General features: G+C 36.8%; 13 protein-coding genes. All 13 read left to right on the top strand.

Features of this window, described 5'->3' with window-relative positions; genetic code table 11:
• Positions 1 to 136: 136 nt before the first annotated feature.
• The 13 genes from rho (at position 137) to DFR56_RS08330 (ending at position 12,928) form a co-directional block, all read left to right on the top strand.
• On the top strand, positions 137 to 1,417 hold the full coding sequence (rho, locus tag DFR56_RS08390) for a transcription termination factor Rho (protein ID WP_110394987.1): 1,281 nt from the start codon (positions 137 to 139) through the stop codon (positions 1,415 to 1,417).
• Between the two features lie 131 nt (positions 1,418 to 1,548).
• Positions 1,549 to 1,794 carry a type B 50S ribosomal protein L31 gene (locus DFR56_RS08385; protein ID WP_110394986.1) on the top strand — a complete coding sequence of 82 codons (246 nt, stop codon included), beginning with the start codon at positions 1,549 to 1,551 and terminating at the stop codon, positions 1,792 to 1,794.
• A gap of 1,680 nt (positions 1,795 to 3,474) precedes the next feature.
• On the top strand, positions 3,475 to 4,545 hold the full coding sequence (gene prfA, locus DFR56_RS08380) for a peptide chain release factor 1 (protein ID WP_110394985.1): 1,071 nt from the start codon (positions 3,475 to 3,477) through the stop codon (positions 4,543 to 4,545).
• 1 nt (position 4,546) lies between these two features.
• Entirely contained in the window at positions 4,547 to 5,410 is an 864-nt protein-coding gene (gene prmC / locus DFR56_RS08375) for a peptide chain release factor N(5)-glutamine methyltransferase (RefSeq protein WP_110394984.1), read from the top strand.
• A gap of 68 nt (positions 5,411 to 5,478) precedes the next feature.
• Positions 5,479 to 6,144: a stage II sporulation protein R gene (gene spoIIR / locus DFR56_RS08370; RefSeq protein ID WP_110394983.1), complete on the top strand. Its 666-nt coding sequence runs from the start codon at positions 5,479 to 5,481 to the stop codon at positions 6,142 to 6,144.
• A gap of 56 nt (positions 6,145 to 6,200) precedes the next feature.
• Entirely contained in the window at positions 6,201 to 6,605 is a 405-nt protein-coding gene (locus DFR56_RS08365; protein ID WP_110394982.1) for a GNAT family N-acetyltransferase, read from the top strand.
• A 292-nt stretch (positions 6,606 to 6,897) separates the two neighbouring features.
• A complete protein-coding gene (locus DFR56_RS08360; RefSeq protein WP_110395168.1) occupies positions 6,898 to 7,902 on the top strand; it encodes an L-threonylcarbamoyladenylate synthase in 1,005 nt (334 codons plus the stop codon).
• Positions 7,903 to 7,982: 80 nt separating this feature from the next.
• Entirely contained in the window at positions 7,983 to 8,537 is a 555-nt protein-coding gene (locus tag DFR56_RS08355) for a manganese efflux pump MntP (RefSeq protein WP_110394981.1), read from the top strand.
• A gap of 114 nt (positions 8,538 to 8,651) precedes the next feature.
• The gene (locus DFR56_RS08350) at positions 8,652 to 9,110 is read left to right on the top strand and encodes a low molecular weight protein arginine phosphatase (protein WP_110394980.1); all 459 of its coding nucleotides are present in this window, start codon (positions 8,652 to 8,654) and stop codon (positions 9,108 to 9,110) included.
• A 17-nt stretch (positions 9,111 to 9,127) separates the two neighbouring features.
• A complete protein-coding gene (locus DFR56_RS08345) occupies positions 9,128 to 10,417 on the top strand; it encodes a methyl-accepting chemotaxis protein (protein WP_110394979.1) in 1,290 nt (429 codons plus the stop codon).
• A gap of 36 nt (positions 10,418 to 10,453) precedes the next feature.
• A complete protein-coding gene (rpiB, locus tag DFR56_RS08340) occupies positions 10,454 to 10,894 on the top strand; it encodes a ribose 5-phosphate isomerase B (protein WP_110394978.1) in 441 nt (146 codons plus the stop codon).
• A 65-nt stretch (positions 10,895 to 10,959) separates the two neighbouring features.
• Complete coding sequence (locus DFR56_RS08335) at positions 10,960 to 11,508, top strand: TIGR01440 family protein (RefSeq protein WP_110395167.1); 549 nt, start codon at positions 10,960 to 10,962, stop codon at positions 11,506 to 11,508.
• A 184-nt stretch (positions 11,509 to 11,692) separates the two neighbouring features.
• Positions 11,693 to 12,928: a serine hydroxymethyltransferase gene (locus DFR56_RS08330; RefSeq protein WP_110394977.1), complete on the top strand. Its 1,236-nt coding sequence runs from the start codon at positions 11,693 to 11,695 to the stop codon at positions 12,926 to 12,928.
• Positions 12,929 to 13,018: the final 90 nt, after the last annotated feature.

Genomic DNA, 13,018 nt, shown 5'->3' with positions numbered 1-13,018 from the left:
ATATCTCTCTAGATTCAATCAAATGAACCTATCAAATTATGTAAAAGACTATGAAAAAAATGACATGTTGTTTCTTAAAGAAAATCACATTAACGATATTGATTGATAAAATGAAAAGAATAGGTGTGGTGATGAAGTGTCCGAAATTACAATTTCTCATTTAGAGGATTTAACGCTAAAGGAAATTTATGCTTTAGCAAGAGAATATAAAGTATCTTATTATGCGAAACTAACGAAAAAAGAATTAATTTTTGCCATTTTAAAAGCGCAAGCGGAAAAAGATGGATATTTATTTATGGATGGAATATTAGAAGTTATACCTTCAGAAGGGTTTGGTTTTTTACGACCTATCAATTACTCCCCGAGTGCAGAAGACATATATATTTCAGCCTCCCAAATTCGCCGGTTTGACTTAAGAAATGGTGATAAAGTTTCTGGTAAAGTTCGCCCCCCGAAAGAAAATGAGCGTTATTATGGTCTTCTCCATGTTGATGCTGTTAATGGGGATGATCCTGAAACGGCAAAAGAAAGGGTTCACTTCCCTGCATTAACAGCCTTATATCCTGACCGATGTATGAAACTCGAGAAAGATTCACATAATTTATCAACAAGAATTATTGATTTAATGACACCGGTTGGCTTTGGACAACGTGGTCTAATAGTCGCCCCGCCAAAAGCTGGGAAAACAATGTTGTTAAAAGAAATCGCTAACAGCATTTCTGCTAATCATCCAGAATCAAAACTCATTATCTTACTTGTAGATGAAAGACCTGAAGAAGTTACAGATATTGAGCGCTCGGTACATCCTGATGTTGATGTCGTTAGCTCTACTTTTGATGAAGTTCCTGAGAGCCATATCAAAGTGTCAGAACTCGTGTTAGAAAGAGCGATGCGTTTAGTGGAACATAAACGTGATGTGATCGTTTTAATGGATAGTATTACACGTCTTGCTCGTGCATACAATTTAGTCATTCCGCCAAGTGGACGAACACTATCTGGAGGGATTGACCCTGCGGCATTCCATCGTCCAAAACGCTTTTTTGGAGCAGCTAGGAACATTGAAGAAGGTGGAAGCTTAACCATTTTAGCTACTGCATTAGTTGATACAGGTTCGAGAATGGATGATGTTATTTATGAAGAGTTTAAAGGTACAGGGAATATGGAGTTACATCTAGATCGTAGTTTAGCTGAGCGACGCATCTTCCCTTCAATCGACATTTTACGTTCGGGAACGAGAAAAGAAGAATTACTCGTTTCTAAAGATCATTTAGAGAAAATGTGGCTCATTCGAAAAACGATGCAAGATTCGCATGACTTTACAGAACGTTTCTTAAGAAGACTGAAGTCGACTAAAAACAACGAGGAATTTTTCCAATCGGTCGATGAGGAGTTAAAGAACAAACGAGTCCAACGTTAATCGGTTCGTAAATGTCATATTAATTGTTGCATTTATGACTTTGAACTGTTATAATATCAAGATGTGAGGTTAGATAAGGTTAAACTTATAATCGTAATTTTATTAATATTTGGGTAAAAGAGGTGGAAGACATGAAAAAAGAAATTCATCCTACTTATCAAAAGGTAATTTTCCTTGATACAGGGTCAAACTATAAATTTTTAAGTGGTTCAACTAGGACATCTGAAGAAACAATGGAATGGGAAGATGGAAACACGTATCCAGTCATTCGTGTTGAAATTAGTTCAGATACACATCCATTTTATACTGGAAAACAGAAAGCAGACCGAGTTGGTGGACGCGTAGACCGCTTCAAGAAGAAATACAATATGAAGTAATAAGGAAGTACGTTAGTCACTGGGAGTTCGGCTAGACAAAGAAAAGCGAGAATGACCGTTTTAAAAATGGATATTTTTTTAATGAAATCAGGCAGAGATCATGCCTGTTTTTTATTGTCTAGGGAATTATATTTAAATATAATTGTGGATCAGTTTATTTGCACCATTAGTCGCGTCTAGCTTAAGCGCAAAAGCTGTAGCAAATTTCAAGCTTCCTCCTATGATAAGTCAACATCGGTTCAAGTTTTAAGGGAGGCCGACTAAAATCGGGCTTTGGCGCATGAGTTGGCATACCCCTATGAAGGGGCATGTTTCCTTTATCTCGTCAGAAGCTCTCCAATTTGTACGTCGCTAAACGAGCGCTTGCGCTTTTGTTCTTTGTCATAGGAAATTGATTCGCTTGATGAAATTAATAACTCAACATTTGCCATAAAACGAGTTCAAACAGATCGTTTGATTAAGTTATGATCCTTTTGATATTCTTGACAACCCTGGGATAATAAACCGTATTCCAAAAGATTGGAACTGCGAATTCTTCTCCCGCCAAATAATCTTATTTCATATAATCCATAAACTATGCAGTAACTGTTAGGTTATTTTCCGCTACGGATCACTGCTTTCCTCGGGCACGGCATCAGCCTCCGACGCACAGGACGTGCTAGTGCAGGTGTTGCGACAGGACGTCGCGTACTTAATCTGCCTCGCGGAAAGACCACCGCTGTGGGGTCTTCAGACACGCGCTTTTGAGACGGCTGAAAAAGTCCCCAAGGTTTGTGTACATGTGTTCCATCCGAATCGACTTCGCTTTCCGCGGGCAACGCCTCAACTAATTTCAAACGTTTTATTCAAAACATTTGAAATGGATTTTCGGCTGTTGCTTTTCCCGCTGGAGTCTTCGTGAATTCGGATTCCACACAAACATGGAATGTTGACTTTTTTCATCCTATTGAATTAGTGATACAACTGGCATGGAAAACATGCCTTTTGGTCATTAAACAACCTGGCTTTTTTGTATAATTTCCGATAGTTTTTCAGTGGCTTCGTGCTTTCCTGTAGGAGTCAATGATTCTCCGCTCCAAACAGCCACCGAAATAGTAGAAGCACGTGTATCGTACTGTTTATTAGCACACTACTAGCGAAGGAAATGCACGGAGACTCCTGTGGGAAGATAGGCCTAGATGAGACCCCACAACGAGCAAAGCGAGTGAGGAGGCTCATCAGCCGCCCACGGTAAAGGAGACACTGTGAAAGCAAGCGATAGCGCAGGTTGAATAGATGTCGCTCTTATGCCCTGTGGTGAAAGTGTAGTGCATTTCCGTAGCGATAGGACATTCACCATTCAAAGTTACTGCACAGAATATTTCAAATGCGTGCTAATAACAATAAACTTAACGAAAAGGGCAGGTAGAGTCTAGATGTACACTGACTGCTTAGAGCAAACAGTTAATCCGAAATCAACTCGAGCGTTGTATCTTCATCCCACTTCATTCTATGAAGGCTTTTTTGTCAATTTCAATCTGCGAAAGTTGAGTTAATAACTAATCATGTTGGAGAGAATGATATAAGAATAAACCGGCCAAGTAAAATGATTTTTTGCTTAGATCATACATAGGAATGTAAAAAAATAGTGTATACTGTTATTATATATTTATACTTTGATGTACAAAGAGGTGTCCAATTATGCTAGAGAGGTTACAGTCATTAGAAGATCGATATAATAAACTAAATGAATTATTAAGTGACCCTGAAGTAATTAGCGATCCAAATAAATTACGTGACTACTCAAAAGAACAGTCAGACTTAGAAGATGCGGTCGTTGCGTATCGAGAATATAAAAATAATCAAACAGAATTAACCGATGCAAAAGAAATGTTAGCCGATGACTTAGATGCAGATATGATGGAAATGGTAAAGGCAGAAATCGATGAATTAACCAAGCGTAATGAGCAATTGGAAGAAACAATGAAAGTTCTTTTACTCCCTAAAGATCCAAATGATGAGAAAAACGTTATTATGGAAATTAGGGCTGCAGCTGGGGGAGATGAAGCGGCACTTTTTGCTGGAGATTTATATCGAATGTACTCTCGGTTTGCGGAAGCAAATCGTTGGAAAACGGAAGTGATTGAGGCGCATACAACGGGTGTTGGTGGATTTAAAGAGATTATTTTTATGATCAATGGAAAAGGTGCATTTTCAAGACTAAAGTTTGAGAATGGAGCGCACCGTGTTCAGCGTGTACCAGAAACAGAAGCAAGTGGACGGGTACATACATCGACAGCAACTGTTGCAGTTCTTCCAGAAGCAGAAGATGTTGAAATAGAACTAAATGAAGCAGATATTCGAGTCGATCGCTTTGCATCTAGTGGTCCAGGTGGGCAAAGTGTCAATACGACGATGTCTGCTGTTAGACTTACTCATGAACCGACTGGAATAGTTGTGTCTTGTCAAGATGAAAAGTCACAAATAAAAAACAAAGAAAAAGCGATGAAAGTACTAAGAGCAAGACTTTACGATAAGTATCAACAAGAAGCTCAAGCGGAATATGATGAATCGAGAAAATCAGCGGTAGGAACGGGAGATCGTTCAGAAAGAATCAGGACATATAACTTCCCACAAAATAGAGTAACAGACCACCGTATTGGACTAACAATTCAAAAACTAGACCAAATTTTGGCAGGGAAATTAGATGAATTTATTGATGCTTTATTAATGGATGATCAAACGAAACAACTCGAACATATAGGTGATTAATATGGCCATAGAAAAACAATATGAAGTCCTCTCATGGGCTTTTTCTTTTTTAAAAAAGTATAATCGTGAAGAAAAAGTGGCAGAAATTTTATTACAACATCATTTACAAGTGGCAAGGTCTCATTTTTATACGATGATGCAGGAAGAAGTACCTTTAGTTGTACAGGAAAAATTTAAGGCAGATGTGAAAGAGCATGCCTTTACTGGAGTACCTGTACAACATTTAACTGGATATGAATATTTTTATGGGCGAAGATTTCAAGTGAATCAACATGTGTTGATTCCTCGTCCAGAAACAGAAGAACTTGTGGAACATGTTATTCAGCAAGTACGAAAAAAATGTTTTCCATCACCCATTACAATTGTTGACATTGGTACGGGAAGTGGTGTGATTGCCATTACATTAGCATTAGAACTTTCGAACGCGATCATTTATGCTACCGATATATCAACAACAGCCTTACAAATGGCAAAAAAGAACGCGGAAATCCATCAAGCTTCTGTTCACTTTTCACAAGGAGATTTTCTTAGACCAATATGCGAACAGAGGATCAATCCTCATATCATCGTATCCAATCCTCCTTATATTAAGGAAGCTGATAAAGAAGGACTATTAGATACAGTGAAAAATTATGATCCAGCCATTGCATTGTTTGCCAACAGGAATGGGTTAGAAGCCTATGAAAAAATAATCTCACAAACAAAAAAGCTAGAGGAATTCGGGGAACGGCTACTCTGCTTTGAAATCGGGTATGATCAAGCAACTGCTGTTACATCACTGATAAACCAACAATTTCCTTATAGTGAAATAAAGACAATAAAAGATATAAACAATCGAGATAGAATTATTTCCGCCCAATTATAAAAATTTGTTTGTTTATTTCATCTTCATCCTGTCCATACTGGTTGTAAATGATTGTGGGGGATAAGACAATGAAAAAGGGAATTATTTTTATTATATTACTAGTTTTTGTTGTTTTTATTTTACAAGTTCAAGAAGTTCAATCGGAAGAAACATTTCAAGCAATTCCAGATGATGCAATTCGCCTAAGAATTTTAGCGAATAGTGATGCTGAAGAAGATCAACAAATAAAACGAATTGTCCGTGACGATGTGAATGCTTATATTTCTGAATTAGTTCAATATATCGATGACATTGAAGAAGGTAGACGTGTAATTGATGCTAGTGTTCCAGAAATAGAAAAAATCGTTGCGCAAACATTACAACGAGAAGGTGTAGATCAGGCATTTACAGTTGAATATCGCTCAAATGTAACGTTTCCGACCAAAATATACGATGATTATTTATATCCGGCAGGAGAATATGAAGCTGTACTTATTTCGTTAGGTGAAGGGAAAGGGGCGAATTGGTGGTGTGTTCTTTTTCCCCCATTATGCTTTTTAGACTTTTCTAATGGAACCACGGTTGAAACAGAAGGAGAAACAGACGAAAAAACAGAGGAAGAAACGGAAGAACTAAAAGAAGAACACGAGGGAAGTATTGTTATAGAAACCGAAGAAACAGAGGAGTCTATTGAGGATGAAGAGGAAGAGGTTGAAGTGAAATTTTTTCTATTTGAGTGGCTCGGATTGTCATAATCTAATGTAAATAAACATATGGTATAAGAAGAAAATGAATAATTGAGGTGGAATGAATGAAACTTATTCAAGCTTCTCACGTATCAGAAGAGCGACTTGAACAATTTTTAGAAAACAATCACCAAATTGATATCAAATCCCTTTTAGAAACAGGATATGTTGTTGAGTATGACGAAAAAATTATCGGCTGTTTTGAATTAGCATCAATAGACAATGGTGCTTATTGGTTAAAGCAGTTATATATTATCAGAACGGAAGCTGTCAAGTTACCAGTATTGCTAGAGTTTATTTTAGTGTTTGCGAAACAAAGGGAAGCGAAAGTGATTTATGCTCATAGTGAACAACCTGTAACAGACCTCTTACTTGAATCTCTTAGCTTTTCTTTACGACCGGAAAAAAGTCTACAATTTACAGATGTAACGAATCGTAAAGGACATTGGTGGTCTTACGAAGTGTGTTAAGTTTCCCCCTCAACAAAAGCACATAACAATTTTTAAAAGCTTGCACTATTTTTTATAGTACAAGCTTTTTTCGTATTTGAATCAATTTCATCATTCAAATTAGACTGCATTCCCGGAGGAGTTGTCGTCTTTCGCTATAAGCAACTTTTTAGCGCTTTTATCGAACAGTCAGGCGATTGTTCGCATACTATTATACGCCAGTTCAAGCTTTTCTGATGGAGTATCATATCATTTTTTTGTACATGAAGATTATATCGTCTAAAATAAAGGTAGAAGAAACGAGGTAATGGATATGAAGACGAAACGACTTGTCATTGAAAGCAAAATAGATGAAGAATTAATTAAAGAAGCAGCCCAATTATTAAAAAAAGGAGAAGTTGTCGCCTTTCCAACTGAAACAGTTTACGGACTAGGTGCGGATGCAACAAATGAACTTGCTATCCAAAAAATATTTACAGCAAAAGGACGACCTAGTGACAATCCGTTAATCGTTCATATAGCAACAAAAACACAATTATTTGCTCTAGTGAAAGACTATCCACCCTATGTAGAAAAATTAATTGATACGTTTTCACCAGGCCCAATTACATATGTATTGAAAAGTAATGGCCAAGTCGCCCCAAATGTAACAGCTAATTTATCGACCGTAGGAGTTCGAATCCCGAATAACAAAGTTGCGTATAGACTGTTAAAGGAATGCAACATTCCGATTGCAGCCCCGAGTGCAAATACTTCTGGAAAACCTAGTCCGACGACTGCGGATCATGTACTTGATGATTTAGATGGAAAAATTGCGGCTGTTTTAGATGGTGGTAATGCAGAAGTTGGAGTCGAATCGACTGTTGTTGATTGTACAAAAGAGACCCCGCTCATATTACGACTTGGTAAAATTACAAAAGATGATATTGAAAAAGTTGTTGGAAAAGCAAATATTATTTCTGGATTAAAGGCAGATAAACCAAAATCCCCCGGCCTAAAGTATAAACATTATGCTCCTGATGTTCCATTAATTTTACTGTCAGAAGATAAAAATATGCAACAAGTAATCGAACAGGAAAAGGCTAAAGGACATCGTGTCGGTGTTTTAGTAAGCAAGAGAACCGCAAATCGCATCCAAGCGGATAAAATAATTACGCTTGGTATAGATGATCAAGAAATTGCAGCGAATTTATATCACTCATTACGATCTCTAGACAAAAGGGATATTGATGTTGTCATATGTGAATCCTTGCCGATAAATGGGATTGGTAGTGCGGTAATGGATCGAATTAAACGAGCTGCAACGAGCATTTTGTAAACTATTATGTACTTCCTTTCGTTTCATAATTCCTTGTCCCCTTGCATAAATTGTACAAGCAAGGACAAGGAGGCAAGTGCATGTTTATTGAATGGTTAGGAGGAATTGGCTCATTACTATTAATGTCTTTTGCATTAAGTGTGGATGGTTTTTCGGTAAGTCTCGGAATTGGACTGCAAAGCATCCGTTTAAAAAGAATTGCGATTATTGGACTCGTTATTGGTTTATTTCATATTTTTGTGCCTCTTATGGGGATTTTGATCGGTCAATTTATTTCATTAAAATTAGAATATATCGCATCGGTTATTAGTGGATTTATTTTAGTTTTTATTGGTTCTTATATGATTTTTTCAGCATTTCATCCCAAAACATACTTTAAAATAAATCCCAAAGGAATTAAGTTACTTTCAGTCGCTTTTTTGGTAAGCGTAGACAGTTTTCCAGTTGGCGTAAGCATCGGAATGACTGGCATAAAAACGATTTTAATCATTTTCTTTTTTGGCTGTTCAGCTACGATTCTCGCTTGGATTGGTATGTTAATTGGTAGGAAAGCTCACTCGTTTGTTGGAGTATATAGTGAAGTACTTGGTGGAATTATTTTGTTTCTTTTTGGATTAAACAGTATTTTTTATTAAGATAGTCATTTACACCTAAATATAATTTTAAAATATAGCCTATTTAGACTATTTAAGTAACAAAAGTATGTAATGTATGTTATATTAAAACAGAGAAATATTACGGAGGAAAAAATGAAGATATTATTTGTTTGTACAGGAAACACTTGTCGAAGTCCAATGGCAGAAGCTTTATTAAAGAGTAAAATGCCAGAAGTAGAGGTGAAGTCTGCCGGGATTTATGCGCAAGAAAACGAATCAGCTAATAAAAATACGATTGAAGTATTAAAAGAAAAAGACATTGACATAGTCCATTATGCTCAATCGGTCACAACGAAACTGTTGAACTGGGCAGATACCATTTTAACAATGACGAATGCACACAAACAAATATTAATACAAGAGTATCCTCAATTTGAAAAAAAGTTATTTACATTGAGAGAATATGTAGCGGATGTGGATAAGCAGGAAGAAGCGACATGTATAAATACAGATATTGGAGACCCTTTTGGAGGTAATCTAGATATTTATCGGAATACTCTGTTAGAACTGGAGCAATACATTTATTATTTAATGAAAAAAATAGAGAAGTAATAGCGAGGGGAAGTCAAATGAGGAGAAAGTACAGATTTAATTTACAAAGGAAGTTAGTCTTTTTTACGACGACATTAGCTATGATAACCTATTCATGTAGTGCATTTTTTATTTATGTTGTATATGATTATGTGAGCCCTTTTTGGAATATTTCAGAAGAGTGGTTTTTAATCATCACATTATTATTAGGTATCATTTGGTCTGGAATTCTAGCATTTTTTGCAGCACGTTTATTAACTAAACCACTCCAGCGATTGGAAGAGGCTGCATCTAGTGCTGCAGAAGGTAATTTAAATCAAGCAATTATTGTTCCGCGATCTGATGATGAAATTCGCGCATTAAGTATTGCTGTAGACAAGATGTTTAAAAATATTAAAAATATGGTACATAATATTGACAATAACTTTAATAATACGAACAAAGCGGTATCCAATATGAAAGAAGTAGCTGAACTTGCCTCAAAACATTCTGGTGCTATTAGTGGAGCGACGGACGATATTTCAAAAGGTGCAATAAGCGCTGCAGAAGCAATTCAACAAACAGTTGAAGCGGTGGAAGAGGCAACAAACTTAGCAGAAGAAGTGCAAACGAAGGCTGAACAATCAACAAATAAGTCGGAAGCAATGTTAGAAACATTATTAGAAAGTAAACGAATTGTTAATCAATTAGTGACAGGCATTCAAGTACTAGCAAATGAACAAGAAGTTTCTCTAAAGGATGTAGAAAAATTAAAAGATAATGCACTTCAAGTGGAAACGATCATCACAATGGTTGGAGAAATAGCAGAACAAACGAATTTATTGGCATTAAATGCTTCGATTGAAGCTGCACGGGCTGGTGAGCATGGGCAAGGTTTTGCAGTTGTTGCTGATGAAATTCGGAAACTTGCCGATGAGAGTGCTTCAGCTGTTCAGCAAATTTCATCCTTAATTACTGCAATTCAAAATGATGTTACGCTCGTCGTGAAAAAAATAAATGAACATGTAACGAATGCAAAGCAAGAAGCAAAAAGTGGGGAGTTGACGAATCAATCCATTGAGGATATGGCAAGTTCTGTCACAGAAGTTGCAGCTGAAGTCGCTACGATCCGTGACTTAGTCAATCGTCAATTACACTGTATTCAATCAACTGTCCAGCAATCACAAGAAGTTGCTGCAATTGCTGAGGAAACGTCCGCAGCAACCCAAGAAGTAAGTGCTGCAATTGTCGAACAAGATAATACGATTCATAATGTTGAAAAGTTAGCTCAAGAATTGGAAGTACAATCCGAAGAGTTAAACAAACAAATTCATCAATTTAGTGTATAATATATGTTGAATTAGATGTTAAGGGAGTGTTTCATTGTGAAAGTAATTATCACAGGTGACCATGCAGGCATGACATTAAGAAATGAAGTGAAAAGCGTATTAGATGAATTAGGATATGAATATGAAGACACTGGAGCGGATTGTACAACGTCAGTAGATTATCCTGATTATGCACTTCCTGCAGCAAAACGCGTAGCGAGTGGTGAATTCGATCGTGGAATTTTCATTTGTGGAACAGGGATCGGAATTTCTATTTCCGCCAACAAGGTAAAAGGCATTCGTTGTGCGTTAACACATGATGTATTTTCGGCGAAAGCAACAAGGCAACATAATGATTCGAATGTATTAGCAATGGGAGAACGCGTTATTGGACCAGGACTTGCCCGCGAAATTGTAAAAACATGGCTTACAACAGAGTTTGAAGGTGGTCGGCATTTAAATAGAATTGATAAAATTTCGGCATATGAGAATGAATGAAACTCCATCCGTCCCTAAAAAGGCGGATGTTTTTGTCATATTTGCGAAAAAGTGAGGGTGAAAAAATGGAAGAATTATTAAAACAAGTAAAAGTAGATATTGATCATATCGTTGCCGAGTGGTTAGAGTCAAACGATGTAAATGAAAATGATCTATTTGTTATAGGATGTTCCACTAGTGAAGTGGCCGGAAAACATATAGGAACTTCGGGTAGTGAAGAAATAGCAGCAATTATTTTTGAAGCACTCCAACGACTAAGCAATGAAAGAAACATTCATTTAGTCTTTCAATGTTGTGAACACCTAAATCGTGCGCTAGTATTAGAAAATTCAGTGCGAGAACAACTTAAGCTAGATGCTGTATCTGTGATACCAATTCCAACTGCAGGTGGATCAATGGCATCTTATGCATATAGACACTTTAATCAACCTACAGTTGTAGAAGAAATAGCTGCACATGCTGGAATTGATATTGGCGATACAATGATAGGGATGCATTTAAAAAAAGTTGCAGTTCCTATAAGGATGAAACAAAAAAAGGTTGGTAATGCACATGTAACAGCAGCACGAACAAGACCGAAACTAATTGGTGGCGTCCGTGCACAATATGAATAACGAACATATGGTCAGGGGCTGTTGTTTTTCTAGAAAATGCCGTATACACGAACGTTAACGAAAATATTACGATTATCGTTCAGGTTTTTCGGTAAAATAACAGCTATTTATGTAAAAGTACTTTGATTTTTGTTATGATATAGAAAATACATTCAATCATTTTTTTAGGAGGAACGAAAACTAAATGGACCATTTAAAAGAGGCAGACCGTGAAATATACGATGCAATTGAAGCGGAAAAAAAACGCCAACAAAATAATATTGAATTAATTGCATCTGAAAACTTTGTGTCAGAAGCAGTGATGGAAGCTACAGGATCCGTTTTAACGAATAAATATGCGGAAGGATATCCTGGACGACGTTATTATGGTGGTTGTGAACATGTAGATGTAGCGGAAAATTTAGCAAGGGATCGTGCAAAAGAAATTTTTGGTGCAGAACATGCGAATGTGCAGCCGCATTCGGGTGCTCAAGCAAATATGGCAGTCTATTTTTCTATTTTAGAACAAGGTGACACTGTATTAGGAATGAACCTAAGCCATGGTGGACATTTAACACATGGTAGTCCCGTTAATTTTAGTGGTATTTTATACAATTTCGTTGAATACGGTGTGGATAAAGAGACAGAGCAACTTGATTATGATGCTATTTTAGAAAAGGCTAAAGAAGTAAAGCCGAAGCTAATTGTTGCAGGAGCTAGCGCATACTCTAGAACGATTGACTTTAAAAGGTTCCGCGATATTGCTGATGAAGTAGGAGCATATTTGTTTGTAGATATGGCGCATATTGCAGGACTTGTTGCAGCAGGGCTTCATCCAAATCCAGTTCCATATTGTGACTTTGTTACGACAACAACACATAAAACATTACGTGGTCCACGTGGCGGGCTTATTTTATGTAAAGAAAAGTATGCCAAACAAATTGATAAGCAAGTTTTCCCAGGTGTGCAAGGTGGTCCATTGATGCATATTATCGCGGCAAAGGCAACTTCTTTTAAAGAAGTATTGTCAGCTGATTTTAAACAGTATGCAAAGCAAATTATTGTGAATGCTAAAACGTTAGGAGAAGCATTAACAGAAGAAGGAATTCGCATCGTATCAGGTGGTACGGATAATCACTTATTACTCCTTGACGTCTCAAAATTAGGTTTAACCGGAAAAGTTGCTGAAGAAGCGCTAGATAAAGTTGGGGTAACGACCAACAAAAATGCTATTCCTTTTGATACAGAAAGTCCATTTATTACAAGTGGAATAAGAGTAGGTACAGCTGCAGTAACGACAAGAGGATTTCAAGAAGACGACATGAAAGAAATTGCCCAAATTATTGCTACAACATTAAAAAATATAGAGAATGAAGGCATATTACAGGAAGTATCCGAACGTGTGACGACACTTACGAAAAAATATCCGTTATATGCTTAGATTGGGGAAGGCACTCTTTGAGAGTGTCTTTTTTAATAAGTGTGAAAATACGAATATTTGGAACTACATGTAAAGACATACTTCCTTGTA

Origin of the sequence: Pseudogracilibacillus auburnensis, from assembly GCF_003201975.1 — a bacterium.
Classification (GTDB): Bacteria; Bacillota; Bacilli; order Bacillales; family Amphibacillaceae; genus Pseudogracilibacillus; species Pseudogracilibacillus auburnensis.
Note: the sequence above shows the minus strand (reverse complement) of the source record. Positions and strands in the feature narration are given on the sequence as shown.

Coding starts and splice junctions, on each gene's coding strand:
- DFR56_RS08385 (WP_110394986.1), top strand. CDS start 1,549: ATGAAAAAAGAAATTCATCCTACTTATCAAAAGGTAATTTTCCTTGAT.
- DFR56_RS08330 (WP_110394977.1), top strand. CDS start 11,693: ATGGACCATTTAAAAGAGGCAGACCGTGAAATATACGATGCAATTGAA.
- spoIIR (WP_110394983.1), top strand. CDS start 5,479: ATGAAAAAGGGAATTATTTTTATTATATTACTAGTTTTTGTTGTTTTT.
- DFR56_RS08350 (WP_110394980.1), top strand. CDS start 8,652: ATGAAGATATTATTTGTTTGTACAGGAAACACTTGTCGAAGTCCAATG.
- prfA (WP_110394985.1), top strand. CDS start 3,475: ATGCTAGAGAGGTTACAGTCATTAGAAGATCGATATAATAAACTAAAT.
- DFR56_RS08335 (WP_110395167.1), top strand. CDS start 10,960: ATGGAAGAATTATTAAAACAAGTAAAAGTAGATATTGATCATATCGTT.
- DFR56_RS08360 (WP_110395168.1), top strand. CDS start 6,898: ATGAAGACGAAACGACTTGTCATTGAAAGCAAAATAGATGAAGAATTA.
- prmC (WP_110394984.1), top strand. CDS start 4,547: ATGGCCATAGAAAAACAATATGAAGTCCTCTCATGGGCTTTTTCTTTT.
- DFR56_RS08355 (WP_110394981.1), top strand. CDS start 7,983: ATGTTTATTGAATGGTTAGGAGGAATTGGCTCATTACTATTAATGTCT.
- DFR56_RS08345 (WP_110394979.1), top strand. CDS start 9,128: ATGAGGAGAAAGTACAGATTTAATTTACAAAGGAAGTTAGTCTTTTTT.
- DFR56_RS08365 (WP_110394982.1), top strand. CDS start 6,201: ATGAAACTTATTCAAGCTTCTCACGTATCAGAAGAGCGACTTGAACAA.